This is a genomic window from Mucilaginibacter aquaedulcis, from assembly GCF_030409325.1.
GTDB classification, from domain to species: Bacteria; Bacteroidota; Bacteroidia; order Sphingobacteriales; family Sphingobacteriaceae; genus Mucilaginibacter; species Mucilaginibacter aquaedulcis.
Genome location: NZ_JAUFPR010000001.1, coordinates 1,043,708 through 1,060,698, shown reverse-complemented (window position 1 = coordinate 1,060,698; position 16,991 = coordinate 1,043,708). Strand labels below are relative to the sequence as shown.

Sequence of the window (16,991 nt, the reverse complement as noted above, 5' to 3'; positions counted from 1 at the left end):
GAAGAAACAAAGGATTCATCAGCACTGACAAACCCTTCGTTAAGCTTTTTAGAATGGATAACCGATGGCAAGGTTAAACACCGCCCTGCGGAAGTTAAGATTCCATTCCTGCTCGCCCGGCTGCCTGAACGGAGCACGGAGCGGTACACCCAGATCGGTACGCAGTACCAATACCGAAAGATCGAAACGTAAGCCAAAGCCGGCGTCAACTGCCAGGTCCTTTAAAAAACTCTTAGTGAAAACACCGCCCGGCTGTAAAACATTTGAATTCAGCAGCCAGATATTACCTGCATCAACAAATAAGGCTCCGCGCACTATGCTGAATAGTTTTGGTCTGTACTCTATATTGGCTTCCACCTTAATATCGCCCGATTCATCTGGTAAAAAAGCGCCTTTGCTCGTATTTATACTTGAAGGATCAAACGATCCTGGCCCGATGGACCTTGCCTGGAAACCTCGTAAACTGTTTGGGCCGCCAATGAAAAATTGCTGGCTGTAAGGCAATATGGTAGAGTTGCCATAAGGCAAACCTACTCCTACAATAAAACGGCTGGCAAACGAACTGCCTGGTCCGGTTTTGTGAAAATACCTTACTTCATTCTCAAATTTCACGTACTGATTAAATATGGCCCCAAAAAGAGTACGTACCTTACCGGCAGTGGTATCCGCACCCCTTATTAGGCCATACAAGTTGTTTGACAGACTAACCTTGCCATTATAATAAAAGGTGTTGGTGCGGTAATCTTCTGTAGTATTCGTGAAGGTATAACTATAGCTTGGTCCCCAGGTAAATTGCTTGTCAATAACATGCTGTAAACTTGGGTTCTTGTTGGAATCAATTGTGTTTTTATATAATTGTGAAACATTTTGTGGGTTAACGAAGGTAATATTGATCAGGTTCAATTCATGTGAGCGGTGAACCGATTCTTTCCACTGATAACCGAACGACATATTGAAGCTATTCAGGGTGTACAATTTTTGACGGTTAACCAATGTATATCCTAAAGTAAGGTTAGTATGTGGGATGTAAGCATTATCAGCCTTCGGATAAATAGGGCTGATAAACCGCGGCCATGAAAGGGTAGTTTGAATACCTGCCTGGTAAACGTTAAAGCCGCCATTATCGCCGCCTACCTGTACATCAGTACTACCAAATAGCGTTACCTTTAAAGCTTCGCCGCCTTTAAAGGCATTACGATTAAGCCAGTTGAGGTTTATTTGTGTACCCGTATAATTTGCAGATGTGGTACGACCCAGTACTTCCAGTTGTAACGACTTCTTTTTGTAGGGGGTTAAAAAGTAATATACATTGAGCTTTGATGAATCGGTTGATACATCCTCAAATCTGTTTTTTACAAACTTATAAGGTCCCAGATTTACAAAACGATTTAAAGAGTTGTTATGATCCGTACGATTATAAACCTCGCCCGGGTGCATTAAAACGGTGTTTGCAAAAATATAGTTGTTTACTGTTTTTCTTCTTTCCACCACATTGTACCAGCGGTAGTGTTGGGCCTTATCCAGCATTAATGAAGTATCGCGCAGCGAATAGTTAGGATATACGTATATATTATCGATGGTGTAAATGTTTTTGGAACGACCTGCTATATCATTTTTAACGGCTACAAAAATATCAACCTGGTGGCCGGTTATGGTGCTATCAACCCGCATGATCAAGTTTTCGGGGGCAAAGTAGTAAAAACCCTCTTCCTTTAATTTGGCATCAATACGTATGCGTTCATTTTTGATCACATCAAGGCTATACTTATCGCCCGGTTTTAAAAAGGTTTGTGCCGATGTGCCTGCTACCGCAGTATCGATACTCTCTTTACCCGGCGGAAATATAACTTTCCTGATCTTATACCCCGGGCCAGTTACAGCTGTATATACCGCCTTTGCTGTTTTACTTTTAGCATTTTTACTTACCGTATCGCCGGTAACCTGTGCCTGAAAAAAGCTTTGATTTTGCAAACGATTTTGTAAAATATTGCTGTTCTTATCCAGATCAACTGAGCTTACCAAAACAGGCGGCTCTCCAAATTTAGTGTTAAGCCAATGGGCAATGCCTTTTGTTTTTTTAGTGCGTGTTTTGTTGTAGATCCATAGCTTAACCCTGAGGCCCAGTATGGAGCCGTTAGGTTTTGGGCGCAGCAGTGTTTGCAGCTCTTCCTTTATTGCACCGGCTTCGCTCTTTTTCAGATCCTTATCCTGAACCTTTACCTCACCACCAGTATATAATTTTTGACCGGGAGCCAAATACTTGGTATTACTGCAGGCGCTGAGCAAAACAGATAATATGAATATGTATTTTAAATTTTTGGTCATACAATTAGTTTGAAGTGGTTGTTTGTTTCTTTTGCTCCGGCTGTTGCTGTTGCTCTTCTGTTTTTGCAGGGTCATTAGCCTTTTGAGCCGCATCGTCTGCTGCTTTTTTCTTTTCCTTTTCCTGCTCCAGGTATTTGCGGCGCAGCTGGCGCTCTTCCGGTGAACGTTTGCGGAATATCTCACGGAAACGGTTATAATCAACCGTAAGCGTAAAGCCTATGCCTGTTTCAATAATTTGTCCCTGTATCACTATAAATTCATCACGGCGGTAGGCGCGTAAAGCGTAGCGGCCATCCTTGCTCAATTTATAATTTACTGATACATCACCTGCAATGTTGGCGGCCTTTTGACCCTGCTGATTACCCTCCAGGTTAAAGTTGTTGCCAACGCTTACTGTAAGCCTGTCGTTTAGGAAACGTTTGGATAGCCCCACGTTCAGGTCCGTTCGGTTGGTTGCAGTGCCAGATGAGTAATCCTCGCCCGATGTTAGGCCAAAGTTGAGATCAACGCCTTCTATCAGGTTGCCGGCCAGCTTGTTTAGCTGATCAGAAAGCAGGCTGCTTACACTGTTACGAACCAGGCCTTCTGCCGAAGTTCCGGCACCCTGACTTTGTAATGGATTATCCCCAATAAAATGGCCGAGTACCAACACGCCCAGTACCTGTTTGTTCATTTCATTAGGGTCCTGGCGTACCTGGGCCAGGCGGTTGTTTACATCACTTACAACCGTACTTGATACAGTGTAGTTGCTGTCGGGTAGTGTAATATCAAAACTAATATCAGGAGTAAGCAGCTGGTTTTTAAGTTTCAGGTTTACATTAAATGGTAACTTCTGTTTGTACATAGTGGAATTTGATGCATCTGTTATTTGATTTTCCACCAAATCAATAGGAGGTACATTAGCTACATAAATGGCAGTTAGATCTATATTGGCGCTGGTTGGGTCGCCGGTCCAAACAATGCTGCTGCCTTTTTTAAAATCAAACTTACGTTTTACGGTTGCGTATGATAATTCATATGATCCGGAGTTTACCACGTAAGTTCCGGTGAGGTTGGTTTTGCCGCTTGGGTCGATACCTCCATTTAAGTTAGCCTCGCCCTTTAAATGCACCACATCGCCGTTGCTTTCATCTATCACAATGGTAAAGGCAGCGTTTTTATTTACGGTGATGGTGGCCGATACATCAAGCCCGGTAACATCTGATTTTTTGAGCGAATCCAGTTGTCTGGCCAGTAAAATGGAATCAAGTTTTGGCGCGTTCTGATCAATAAACTCAACCACTCCCTTTCGGTCTTCCACACTTGGGTCATTAGTGGGCAGTACAATGGTCATGTCGGTTTTCTCGTTCACGGTAAGGTTGGCATCAACCACTGGTTTGGCCATGTTACCCCTTATTTTTACACGGGTATCAATAAACAGCTTGCCATAATACAGCTTATTATCGGCTTGGGTAGAGTTCATAGCCCGGAAATTACTGGCATTAATATCAAGCCCAAAGGCAAAGTCGGTATAAGTTTTGGTAAAGATGCTGCCGCTGATCACCGCCTTGTTATTGGTAGAATCAACCAGGGTGAAGTCATTAAAGCGGATGCCCTGGTCGTTAAAGGTGATGCTCTCTTGCGGCATGCGGAAGTAGGAGTTGAGCATAGCCACGTTAAAGCCAACCTTGTTAAAGTTAATATCACCCCGTACAGCTGGTGCACTGGTGGTACCCGCTATTTTAAGCTGCCCGGTGATATTACCTGTTGAATTACGCAAGCTGCCAAAGCTGAATCCCTCAATGCTCTTTATGCTCAGGTTTACGATGTTCAGGTTCATATCAAACCTGCTTTCGGGACTGGTATAGTATACACCAGTCAGATCAACCTGGTTACCCTTACCCGTTATGCTCATATTGGCGGCATAGGCATTATCGGTTTGGTTATTCACTTTCAGGGCTATGTTACCTACGGTATCACCTTTAAAGTTGAAGTCTTTAACATCAATGGCAGCGGTAAACAATGGCGATTTTTGCAGGTTGCTGATCTCGGCCTTACCATCAATGGTACCGCCAACCAGTAATGAATCCTGCTTGGCTATTTTGGTAAGCGCCTCTATGCGGAAATTATTAAAGTTAACCGTTATAGGTGCGTTAAACTCCTGCGGGTTACTGTTAACGCTAAGTACCTGGTTGGTATTGGTAATGGTAAAGTTATGCGCCAGTATACCTTTAGGGCCATATTGTAAATAGTTGTCGGCATTAACGGCCCAGGGCAGGTAATCAAGCAATAAACCATCCTGCGCAAAGCTGAACTGGTATTGATTTGGCATTACGCTGAATATACCCGCAACGCGGTAGCGGTCTTTTTTGGCCTTGTCACGCACCTGAAGGTTTACATTAAGCTTATTATCCTGTGCTTTGCCAGATATGCTGGTGTATAATAATTCTAATGAAGAGCCAACCCTGATCTTATCTACATCAAAACTGTAGTTTAAAGCATTGTTACCGGTATTAATGTTCAGTTTGGCATTATCAACAGTATTGGTACCATAAACCACTTTAGGCATAGAGCCTTTTACTATCAACTCGCCGGTTTGGCTATTGAAACTGCCATTTAGCAGAACAGGGTCAAGTTGTTTCAGATCGGGAGCAAACTGAGTAAGGAGTGGTGTTTTAACCAAACGTGCATCAAACACAAATTGCTGAGGTGAGTATTTAGTTTTAATTTTTGAGTTTTGAGTCTTGAGCTCAGGTTTTTGACTTTTGTCTTTTGAATTTTGACTTTTAGCAACCGCCTGTTGCCCGCCTGCCAAAGCCGTATTGAAATATTTGTTAATTACATCCTGCATGGCATCACCTATTTGTGTCAGCTTGTATTTGCCGGCCATGTGGGCTGTCATGATAGGGGTTTTCAACCGTAGGGTACTGCTATCAGCATTGGCGGTTGATTTTAGGCTAACGGTGTCCAGCTGGATACGCTGTCCCTTATTGATCACCAGCAGATCGGTAGCCAGTATATTAGCATTCAGGTAATCAGGGTCGGCAGTGGGTACATTAGCCACCAGCTTACCATGAAAACGCATATCATCCTTTACAAAGTTGAGTTTTTGCAGGTTGATGCTATCAATAGTCAATGTACCGTTAACGGATGGATATTTTTTATTCATTAAGGCCTTAGCATCCAGGCTAAAGTTGATGTTCGGGTCTTTCATCCGGGCAATTGCGGTATAGCTGCCGTTGCTTGAGCTGCCCTGCATTACCAAGTTTTGATAGGTATAACCTTTAACATACGCCTTAGCCAAATTGCCGTTAAACTGTATGCTGGCCTTTTTAGGATCAAGACTTACTCCTTTCAGGTTGGCGTTCATGGTTATTTTACCCACCATTTGCGGCTGCTTGGTTAAAGCGCCCACGTTAAGCTCATTAGCCTTAATGCTGGCGGTATACATTTCCTTGCCTTTATTTTGTCCGTTTTTCATGGCCGCCACCAAATCAACCGCGCCATAGCTGCTGCGCAGGCCCATTTTGGTGTTAAAGTTGGTCATGCTCCCTTTAAACGTACCCTTCAGGTTCATTTTTTCGGGGATGCTTACATTTGGCGGTATACTGCCTGCCGGGGCTACTTTGGCAATATCGCTGCGGGTGGTTGTAAAGTCGGCTATGTTAACATCAAAGGTGGCCTTATTTACATCGGGCAGACCCTTCATTTTGGCCGATGCCTTGATGTGGGTGCTGCTTAGTCCGGTTACTTCAAGGTTAGGGATATTGAGGTTGTTTACCTGTCCGTTTACTTTTCCGTTTATCTTGAAAATGGTACCCGGCGAACTTTTAAACGGTTCCATAGTAGCCATGGTAGGCATCAACAGTAAAACATCCTTTAAACCCAGGCGGCTGCCGTCCAGATCGGCATTGATGCCCAGCTTGCCGATATTTTTGGTGATGGCATCAATAGATGGGTATTTTACCTGTACCGATTTTTGCAGCACGGTTTGCGGTGTTTCCAGCAGCAAATCATTCATATAGGCATTGGTGGGCCCGTAAAAGAATGCTGTGTGGAACTTGTTGATCTTTAACCCGCTTTTTTCATTAAAGGAGAAGGAATTTATTTTACCTGATATGGTGTCAGGGCTGTAGGATATGTTTTCAGCCTCGGCGTTGAGGTTGCGCATATCCATATGGCCAAAGTCGAGCCCTTTAGGTATGGCCTTTTGTGCTTCGTTGTCAAACTTAATATTGTCATTGGTAAAGCTCACCTTGCCCAGCGTAACCGCCCATTTTGATGTTTGGGGTGATGATACCAGCGTATCCAGTTTCTTAGCGGTTTTGGCAATAGCCTTTTCTACGGTTTTAGGTTTGGCCAAACTCAGCGCCGCTTTGGTATCGTTCAGTTCAATGCTGGTTATCCCAACTTTTTGCTTCTTGAGATCTATTTTATCCATGTTAACCAAAAACTTGCTGAGGTTAACGTTGGCGGTCATTTCGGCACTGCGGTAATCAACCTTTATTTTTGATACATCAATCACCCCTAAATTCAGATCCATATTGAGTGGCGTGGTGGCCGTATCAACAGGCGGTGGACCGGTTGGGGTTTGGATCACCACAGCATCCACATCAGACAGATTGATCTTAGGTATGGTAAATTTCATTTTATCCATATCAAAATCCTTTATGCGGGTATCAAAATGGCCCAGCAAAAACTTCACGTCGTTGCCGGTAATAGCATCCTTATATTTAATGTTGATACGATCAAGAATGATCTTATCCATCGAAAATTTCATGGTTGATGTAGTATCCTCAGGCTTCACTTCTTTTTTCTGCTCGCCAACAAAGGCCTTCATGATATAATCGAAATTGAAAACGCTATCGGCGCCGCGGCTTACGTTGGCGGTAATACCCTGCAGGTTAATTTCATTTACCTCAACCTCGCTGTGCAGCAGCTTTAACAAGCTGATATCAACCTTCAGGTTTTCACCGGCAATGAGGGTATCTTTCTTTTGATCCTCGAAATAAACATCCTGTAAAACAATGAGCTTGGGCAGGCCAAGGCTGATGTGGCCAATCTGCACTTTGGTATGTATCTTACCCTGTAAAAAACTTACAGCTTTATTTTTAGCAAAATTTTGTACAACAGGCACCTGTATTAAAATAACTACAAGCAACACCAAAAATATGACACTTGCAACTATCCAAAGCAGGGTTTTGAGGGCTATTCGTCCAAATTTTTTCAATTGTATATGTTTTTCAAGGGTGATGGATGTATGGTACTATAATAATCAAACAGCATGCTACAAAAGCTGTATGTAGTTATTCCGGTTTAAGTTAAGCCCGGATTGGCACAAATATCCAATGCCTCTACAGATAGATATTTGACTTTTTGTGGCATTTAGTTTTTAACACGTAATATGGTAAACTTGTTTTTTTGATAACTTTGCATTCTACCAGATTTTGTTGAAACGGATTACACTATGCCAGATTTTTCTCACTTACACGTACATACCCAGTTCTCCCTGCTTGATGGTGCTGCCGACATATCCAAACTATATAAAAAGGCTGCAAAGGATGGCATGAAGGCCCTGGCCATAACAGACCATGGTAACATGTTTGGTGTGTTTAAGTTTGTGGCCGAAGCAGGCAAACACAACGTAAAACCCATTGTAGGCTGCGAGTTTTATGTAGTGGAAGACAGGCATAAAAAACAGTTTACCAAAGAGAAAAAAGACGTGCGCCGCCACCAGCTGATGCTGGCTAAAAATGCCGAAGGTTATAAAAACCTGGTGAAGCTGTGTTCGCTTGGCTATATGGAGGGCCTATACAGTAAATGGCCGCGTATTGATAAAGAACTGATATTAAAATATCATAAAGGCTTAATTGCTACTACCTGCTGCATTGGTGCATCGGTACCACAAGCTATATTGAGGGAAACACCTGAAAAGGCCGAGGAGGAATTTAAATGGTGGCTTGACCTGTTTGGCGAAGATTTTTACATTGAGCTGCAGCGTCACGAAATTCCGGAGCAAACCACTATCAATAATGTGCTGCTTACCTATGCTAAAAAATATAACGTAAAGGTAATATGCTCCAACGATTCGCATTACGTAGATCAGCAGGACTCTAACGCGCATGACATTTTGCTGTGTGTAAACACCGGCGATATGCAGAGTACCCCCATAGCTACCGATGAGGAAGGCGGCAAGGGCTATAGGTTTGGTTTCCCTAATGATCAGTTTTATTTTAAAACGCAGGCAGAAATGGGTAGCCTGTTCTCGGATCTGCCCGAATCACTGGATAATACCAATGAAATTGTTGACAAGGTAGAGGTGCTTAAGCTTAAGCGCGACATCCTGCTGCCCAACTTTATTATCCCCGAAGAGTTTAAGGTGCATAACACACCCGATGCCGATACGCTTAACCAGTGGGAATATTTAAAGCATTTAACATTCATGGGCGCCAAAGAGCGCTACATTGATATATCGCCCGAGACGGAAGAACGCATCAACTTTGAGCTGTTCACTATACGTACCATGGGTTTTGCCGGGTACTTTTTAATTGTGGCCGACTTTATTAAGCATGGCCGCGATATAGGCGTATTCATTGGTCCGGGCCGTGGTTCGGCCGCGGGATCGGTGGTGGCCTATTGTACAGGTATTACCAATATCGACCCGATGAAATACAACCTCCTGTTTGAGAGGTTCCTGAACCCGGATCGTAAATCGATGCCCGATATTGATACCGACTTTGACGACTCGGGCCGCCAGAGGGTTATTGACTATGTGGTTGATAAATATGGTAAAAACCAGGTAGCGCAGATCATTACCTATGGTTCTATGGCTGCCCGTACCAGTATCCAGGATGTGGGTCGTGTGTTGGATATGCCGCTGTCTGAAATGGCTGCTATTAAAAAGCTGGTTCCTGATACTTTGGGCATCACCTTAAAAGATGCTATTGAGCAGGTACCCGAGTTAAAGGCCATACTGGCCGGTAACGACCTCCGCGCGCAAGTACTGCGTGAAGCCGAAAAGCTGGAAGGATCGGTACGTAACACCGGTGTACACGCCGCGGGTATCATCATTGCACCTTATGACTTAACTGATATTGTACCGGTTGCCGTTGCCAAAGACTCCGACCTGCTGGTAACCCAGTATGACGGTAGGGTGATTGAGGATGCCGGGGTAATCAAGATGGACTTTTTAGGGCTTAAAACCTTAACCATCCTGAAGGATGCCTTACGTATGATCAGGCAAAATCATGGGATACATATTGATATTGATTACATACCGCTTGATGATCAGAAAACATATGAGCTTTACCAAAGGGGCGATACCAACGGTACCTTCCAGTTTGAAAGCGACGGTATGCAAATGTACCTGCGCGAGCTTAAGCCCGATAAGTTTGAAGATTTAATTGCCATGAACGCCCTGTACCGCCCGGGGCCGATAGAGTATATACCTAACTTTATTAGCCGTAAACACGGGCGCGAGGCTATTGTATTTGACCTTCCGGATATGGAGGAGTACCTGGGCGAAACCTATGGTATTACCGTGTACCAAGAACAGGTGATGCTTTTATCGCAGAAACTGGCCGGCTTTAGTAAAGGCGACGCCGACGTACTGCGTAAGGCCATGGGTAAAAAGCAAATTGAGGTATTGAACAAGATGGAGGCGCAGTTTATGGACGGGGCCATAGCCAAAGGTCACCCGAAAGATAAGCTTACCAAAATTTGGACAGACTGGAAAGCCTTTGCCCAATACGCCTTCAATAAATCACACTCCACCTGTTATGCCTTTGTGGCTTACCAAACAGCATATTTAAAGGCGCATTACCCGTCTGAATATATGGCGGCGGTTTTAAACAACCAGAACAACATGGAAAAGATCACCTTTTTCATGGAAGAATGCCGTAGGATGGGGGTTGAGGTACTTGGGCCTGATATTAACGAGTCTGACATGTCATTCGCGGTAAACAGGCGCGGGCAGGTACGTTTTGGATTAACGGGCGTTAAGGGTGTGGGTGATAAAGCTGTAGAAAGTATTATTGAGGAACGCGAGAAAAGTGGCCCCTATACTTCACTATATGATTTTGCAAGGCGATCAAATACGCGCAGTGTAAACCGTAAATCGTACGAAAACCTGGTTTATGGCGGTGCGTTTGATGAGTTTGGTGTTAACCGTTCGCAGTTTTTTGCCAAAACAGATGTAGGTATTTTAACCGGTGTTGAGCGCCTTATTAAATATGCCAATGATTATCAGAATGTGCAAAGCAGTTCGCAATCATCATTATTTGGTGGTTCGGTGGCATCATATGTGCCTGAGCCGCCTATGCCCGAGGCTGAGGAATGGCCGCTGATAGAGAAATTGAAATACGAAAAAACGGTTATCGGTATTTACTTAACCGGCCACCCGTTGGATAACTATAAGGTGGAACTGGAACGGTTCTGCAACAGTAATATCAGCGATCTGAAACTGATGCAGAAAGCACGGTCAGGTGAAGGTGGCGAGGAGATCATGGGTGCCTTTAATGAACTTCGTAAACGCGGAGAGATCAGGATTGGCGGTCTGGTTGGTAACGTGCAGCATAAGATGACCAAAACAGGTAAACCTTTTGGCACCTTTGTGCTGGAAGACTACAATGAATCGTACGAGTTTGCAATGTTTGGCGAGGATTATGTGAAATTCCGCAACCTGATGATGGATGGGTATTTCCTGCACATTAAGGGTAACATTGAAGAGAAATTCCGCCAGAAAGATAACTGGGATTTACGCATACAGGTGATGAGCCTACTATCGGAAATGCGGGATAAAATGACCAAATCATTAACGGTTTGCATTGATGTAAACATGCTCAACAGTAAACTGCTTGATGATATACAGATTGCCATTAATAACAACAATCAAAAATACCCGGTACAAAACTGTAAGCTGCGTTTCCAGATCAAGGATAGGGAGGAAGCTATGCTGGTTGAATTAGCCTCCAAAAACTTTAAGGTGAGTCCAAGCGATGACCTGCTGGCCGATATTTTTAACTTAACCAACGTTCAGCCGGTGCTGAATTAATAAAGATTTTTATTTTAAATACTAAAATGATCGGGGCTTACCAGCTTCCGATCATTTTTTTTCTGCTACTACCTCTTCTTCCTGGATCAGCGTATAACAGGTATAGTCGGGTTTTACGATTTCGCCATTGGCGTTGGTAGTGCTGATAAAGTGGCTGCCCCAAACCTCAAGCGTATAAAATATCGACGATAGTTCTTTACCCAGGCTGGTGAGTGTATATTCAACCCGCGGCGGTACCTCGGGGTATACCTTACGTGTAACTATCCTGTCTTCTTCCAGCTCGCGCAATTGCTGCGAAAGCATCTTTTCGGTCATGCCAACAATATTACGGTTCATCTCACTGTATCGTTTAGAACCGGTTAGTAATTGATTTATTATTTTCAATTTCCACTTGCCGCTTATTACACTCAGGGCCGCTTCCATGGCACATGGATAGTCGGGATGTCTGTTTTTTGTCATATTGAAAAAGGTCAAATTGCCAATGCATCAAAAGGGCCCATAACCTACCAAAAAGGTAGTGACGCACAAAATGGTGCATTCTTGCCGGGGCTGAAAATCAAGTGTATCTTTGATGTATCAAAACAAAGATAATGAAAAAGTTAGAAGGAAAAACAGCAGTAATAACAGGCGGTAACAGTGGTATAGGCCTGGCCACAGCACAAGAATTTATAGCTCAGGGTGCTAAAGTGATCATTACCGGAAGGAATGAAAAATCTATCAATGAAGCACTTACATTATTGGGCGAAAACGCAAAAGGTGTAATTGCCGATAGCGCTGATATGAAACAAGTAAAAGAACTTGGCGAAAAGGTAAAAGCCATCACTCCAAATATCGATATCATTTTTGTTAACGCCGGTATTGGTCAGTTTAACTCTGCCGATCAGATGACCGAAGAGATGTTTGATGATATCATGAACATTAACTTTAAAGGAGCTTACTTTAGTTTACAGCAATTACTGCCGCTTGTAAATGATGGTGGTTCTGTAATATTAAATACATCAATAAACGCGCACATTGGCATGGCCGGTGCAAGTGTATACGCCGCAAGTAAAGCAGCATTGCTTTCATTAGCTAAAAACATATCTGCCGAATTGTTGCCTCGCCGCATCAGGATCAATTCTGTAAGCCCTGGCCCGGTTGTAACTCCATTGCATACTGCCGATAAATTAGGTCTTACAGATGAGCAATTAGAAGGAATGGGTTCTGAGCTGGTTAAACAAATTCCGATGGGCCGTTTTGGTCAGGCATCAGAAATTGCTAAAACAGTAGCATTCTTCGCATCAGATGATTCAACCTTCATAGTAGGTGCCGAATTATTTGCCGATGGCGGCATGGCTACCTTGAAAGGTGCTTAATATTATCCTAAACTATTCAATTGGTAATTGAGTATTATGCCGGGCGAAAGACCGGTATGATGCCCGAAAGTGGTCGGAAAGTAATTTCTTTCGGCCACTTTTGCCCTTTAGGGGGCTTTTTATTTATTGTGATTAATTTTAGAACCTTTAAGGAAAATTGTATCTAATTAAATGAAGAAAATAGGATTTTTATCGTTTGGGCACTGGTCCAACCATCCGTCGTACCAAACCCGCACGGGTGGTGATACGCTGCTGCAGTCGATTGATTTGGCCGTAGCTGCCGAAGAAATTGGCCTTGATGGCGCTTATTTCAGGGTGCATCATTTTGCCCAGCAACTGGCATCACCATTTCCATTGCTTGCGGCTATCGGTGCAAAAACCAGCACAATAGAGATAGGAACCGGAGTGATAGATATGCGGTATGAGAACCCGCTGTATATGGTAGAAGATGCGGGCGCTGCCGACTTAATTTCGGGTGGGCGTTTACAATTAGGCATAAGCAGAGGTTCGCCGGAGCAGGTGATAGATGGCTGGCGCTACTTTGGTTATGAACCTAAAGAGGGAGAAACAGACTCAGATATGGGGCGCACCAAGGCTCTGGAGTTTTTGGATAAACTTCAAGGTGTGGGATTTGCACAACCTAATCCATACCCGATGTTCCCAAACCCGCCGGGTTTGTTACGTGTAGAGCCATATTCTGAAGGGTTACGTGAGCGCATTTGGTGGGGGGCTGCCTCTAATGCTACCGCCGTTTGGGCGGCCGAAAATGGCATGTACCTGCAAAGCTCGACCTTAAAACATGACGAAAGCGGTAAGCCTTTTCATATACAACAGGCCGAACAGATCAGGTTATATAAAGAAGCCTGGAAAAAAGCCGGACATGAGCGGGAGCCAAGGGTTTCGGTAAGCCGTTCTATTTTTGCACTGGTTAATGATCAGGATAAGTATTACTTCGGGCAACAAGCTAAAGCTGCTGATAGTTTTGGTTACATTGAGCCTGATAAAAGAGCTGTATTTGGCAGGAGTTATGCTGCCGAACCAGATAAACTAATTAAAGAATTGGCACAGGACGAAGCGATACAGGAAGCTGATACCGTACTTTTGACGATACCTAACACGCTGGGCGTTGATTATAACGTACATGTATTGGATTCTATCCTAAAACATGTTGCACCTGGATTGGGATGGCGGTAAATTGCTGATGGGGCTCAAAATTGGTTGGTTAATTCCAGTTCTTTTTTGCTTTGTTTATAAGGCAAATATTATAGATTTGGGAACTACTAATGGTAACGGGACCAGAAAATTATTTGATTTTTATAATTTATGACCGATAGGTTCAAATGGTCAAATTTGTTATAGAAATGTTAATAATTTACCTTAAATGCGCTTTGCAGCTTAATTAAGTGGAAAAGTTAAATTAATATTATTGTCACATTGTCAGGTTGGGTTTGTGGCAAGCTATTTGAATAGTATATATTTGTAATACAAAATTTAAAAAATAGAAATCATGGCTTTAGAAATAACTGATGCGAACTTCGACGAACTTGTCTTAAAATCAGACAAACCTGTACTTATTGACTTTTGGGCAGAATGGTGTGGTCCGTGTAGAATGGTAGGTCCGGTAGTTGAAGATATTGCAAAAGAATACGAAGGCAAAGCTGTTGTTGGTAAAGTAAATGTTGACAACAACCCAGGCATATCAATGAAATTCGGAATCCGTAATATCCCTGCTTTATTATTCTTTAAAAATGGCGAAATTGTTGATAAACAAATTGGTGCTGTTCCAAAATCAGTATTAACTGATAAATTAGTTAAGCAATTAGCTTAATACCTTAGGCATAAATTAAGTTTACCAATAGCTTAATCCACCATATTTTACTTTTAAAAGCGTTGCATATTTTGCAACGCTTTTTTTATGCCCTATATTAGCTTTATGCCTAAGTTAAACGACGATCAGCAGATAAGGCAACTGGCCAATCTGGAGTTACTGGCCCGCCAGGTAGTTGAAGGTTTTATAACGGGCCTTCATCAAAGTCCCTTTCATGGCTTTTCTGTAGAGTTTGCAGAGCACCGTTTGTATAATAACGGCGAATCGGTAAAAAATATTGACTGGAAGCTGCTGGCCCGTACCGAAAAATTGTTTGTAAAGCAATTTGAGGAAGAAACCAACCTGCGCTGCTATTTATTGCTGGATACTTCATCATCAATGAATTTTCCTGAAAAGGGGCTTAGCAAGCTGCAGTTTTCTACCTATGCGGTAGCCTCGCTTATGCATCTGTTTAAAAAGCAGCGGGATGCCTTTGGTTTGTGTCTTTTTTCGGATAAGATTGACTGGCTGAGCGGGGCCAAATCAACCAGCACGCATTTGTTTCATTTGTATGCCGAGCTCAAAAGGATGTACAGCAATCCTAAGGTGAATACGGTTACCGATATAACCGGGGTATTGCACCATATTGCTCAGGAAATTCACCAGCGATCAATGGTGATCATCTTTAGCGATATGCTGGAAAATAGTGTTAACCCTGATAAATTACAATTACTTTTTGCTGCCATTCAGCACCTGAAGTTTAATAAGCACGAGGTTATTATTTTTAACGTTCATGACCGGCAAAAGGAACTTGATTTTAACTTTGATAACCGCCCGCATCACTTTGTTGATATCGAAAGCGGTGCCGAAATTAAAGTACATCCCGGTAAAGTTCGGGATGCCTACCGGGAATCATTAGCAGCCTATCGGCACGAGCTGGAACTTAAATGCGCCCAATATCATATTGACCTTGTTGATGCCGACATACATGAGGGTTATAATCAGGTATTGAAAGCTTACCTGGTGAAGCGGAACAAGATGATTTAAAATGAAAAAAGGCTATCCTTTTTAAAAAATAGCCCTAATAGGGGTAACACTTACTAAAACCTTACAAAGGAATAGCTGAAGCATGAAGATTTGATGAAGTTATTACTCCCGGTTAAATATTAGTTTCACACTGGTACCCTGATCTTTAACAGAATCAATCTTAACCTTGATATTGTGGAAGGCGGTAATACTTTTTACTATGGCCAGCCCTAATCCGTAGCTTTCCTTTTCGTCGGTGTCAAGTTTCTCAAACCGGTTAAAAGCACTTTCTATTTGTTTTTGATCCATGCCCGCACCGGTATCGGTGATGGTAATGGAGTAAATATCATCGGTAAGCTGATCGGATATAGTAATAGTACCCTTAATGTTATTGTACTTAATGGAGTTGTTAATGATATTGAACAACAGGGTATGCATTAACGGGCGGTTACCCTGTATGGAGTAAATGTATTTCAGGTGGTTGGTAAACTTGATTTGCTTTTCAATGATCCGGTCTTCCAGTTCCTCATGAATTTCTTTAATAACGCCGGCAAGCATCACCACATCGGCTTTATTGAACTGGTTATTTTCAACCTTTGATATGAGCAACAGACTGTTAATGATAGATTTTAAGCGGTTTAAGGTTTTTAGCGAGGCATGCATCTTATTTTCGCTGCCTTCACTCAATTCCTCATGCAGCAGGATGTTTTCGAGCCTTGAGCTGATGATGGATATAGGCGTAAGCAGTTCGTGCGATACATTGGCTATAAACTGTTTTTCCAGTATGAAAAGATTGGAGATCTTTTTCATCAACGAACTGATGCTATCGTCAAGCATTTCAAAATCCTGCGTTGTGGTTTTAATTTTTTCGTAATCAAAGTTCATGGGGTCATTAACTTTGATCAGTTTACGGTCGATTATCTTATAAAACGGAGCCAGGAGGAATTTGGTAAATACCAGATCGCTGATGAGGGTAAGCACCAGGGCAATGAATAATACCAGTAAGGTGAATTTTTTAATGATGGATTTTAATTCCTCTACCGATTCAATGGCCTCACCAATTTGCAGCAGGTAGCTGTGCCCGTTAAAGTTAAACTGGTGCGATAATATGCGATAAATTTGTATGTTGTTGTCAACCCTGCGCGATTCGGTACTGAACTTAATGGCATTGCTTGTTTTAGGATTGTACTTTGCCGGGGTTATGGTTATAAATTCCTCTTTTAAAATATTGTAATCGGTATATTCTTTCTGCCGGTTTAAAAAGTTATTGATCTCTCCCGTTGAAAGGTGTCTCAAGGTTTCTTCCTTGTTATCTTCCAACCGAACCTCAATATGGTTGTATGATATCTTTTCGATAGATAACAGGATAAGCAGGCCGGTAAATAAAATAATGGCCACTTTGGTTAAGGTATTATAGAGGGCCAGTTTTACCTGTAATTTCATTTAT

9 protein-coding genes are annotated in these 16,991 nt (G+C 42.7%); 5 read left to right on the top strand and 4 right to left on the bottom strand.

From position 1 onward, the window contains the following. Positions 1-48: 48 nt before the first annotated feature. Both tamL and QWZ01_RS04405 read right to left on the bottom strand, forming a co-directional pair. The gene (gene tamL / locus QWZ01_RS04410) at positions 49-2,325 is read right to left on the bottom strand and encodes a translocation and assembly module lipoprotein TamL (RefSeq protein WP_290322022.1); all 2,277 of its coding nucleotides are present in this window, start codon (positions 2,323-2,325) and stop codon (positions 49-51) included. A 4-nt stretch (positions 2,326-2,329) separates the two neighbouring features. Next, positions 2,330-7,534 (bottom strand): translocation/assembly module TamB domain-containing protein, encoded by a 5,205-nt coding sequence (locus QWZ01_RS04405; protein ID WP_290322021.1) that lies wholly within the window; start codon positions 7,532-7,534, stop codon positions 2,330-2,332. Between the two features lie 237 nt (positions 7,535-7,771). Here QWZ01_RS04405 and dnaE point away from each other — a divergent pair, with 237 nt between their 5' ends. Then, positions 7,772-11,356 carry a DNA polymerase III subunit alpha gene (dnaE, locus tag QWZ01_RS04400; protein ID WP_290322020.1) on the top strand — a complete coding sequence of 1,195 codons (3,585 nt, stop codon included), beginning with the start codon at positions 7,772-7,774 and terminating at the stop codon, positions 11,354-11,356. A gap of 51 nt (positions 11,357-11,407) precedes the next feature. On the opposite strand, the gene QWZ01_RS04395 is transcribed toward dnaE, so the two are convergent. Next, positions 11,408-11,815: a winged helix-turn-helix transcriptional regulator gene (locus QWZ01_RS04395; RefSeq protein ID WP_290322019.1), complete on the bottom strand. Its 408-nt coding sequence runs from the start codon at positions 11,813-11,815 to the stop codon at positions 11,408-11,410. Between the two features lie 131 nt (positions 11,816-11,946). Between QWZ01_RS04395 and QWZ01_RS04390 the strand changes: the two genes are divergently transcribed. From QWZ01_RS04390 to QWZ01_RS04375, 4 genes are all read left to right on the top strand, one after another. Continuing rightward, entirely contained in the window at positions 11,947-12,711 is a 765-nt protein-coding gene (locus tag QWZ01_RS04390; protein ID WP_290322018.1) for an SDR family oxidoreductase, read from the top strand. Between the two features lie 171 nt (positions 12,712-12,882). Further along, complete coding sequence (locus QWZ01_RS04385; protein WP_290322017.1) at positions 12,883-13,905, top strand: LLM class flavin-dependent oxidoreductase; 1,023 nt, start codon at positions 12,883-12,885, stop codon at positions 13,903-13,905. A gap of 313 nt (positions 13,906-14,218) precedes the next feature. Further along, on the top strand, positions 14,219-14,539 hold the full coding sequence (gene trxA, locus QWZ01_RS04380) for a thioredoxin (protein WP_290307704.1): 321 nt from the start codon (positions 14,219-14,221) through the stop codon (positions 14,537-14,539). 105 nt (positions 14,540-14,644) lie between these two features. Beyond that, positions 14,645-15,565: a DUF58 domain-containing protein gene (locus tag QWZ01_RS04375; RefSeq protein WP_290322016.1), complete on the top strand. Its 921-nt coding sequence runs from the start codon at positions 14,645-14,647 to the stop codon at positions 15,563-15,565. 102 nt (positions 15,566-15,667) lie between these two features. Here QWZ01_RS04375 and QWZ01_RS04370 read toward each other — a convergent pair whose 3' ends face one another. After that, entirely contained in the window at positions 15,668-16,987 is a 1,320-nt protein-coding gene (locus QWZ01_RS04370; protein WP_290322015.1) for an ATP-binding protein, read from the bottom strand. Positions 16,988-16,991 lie beyond the last annotated feature (4 nt).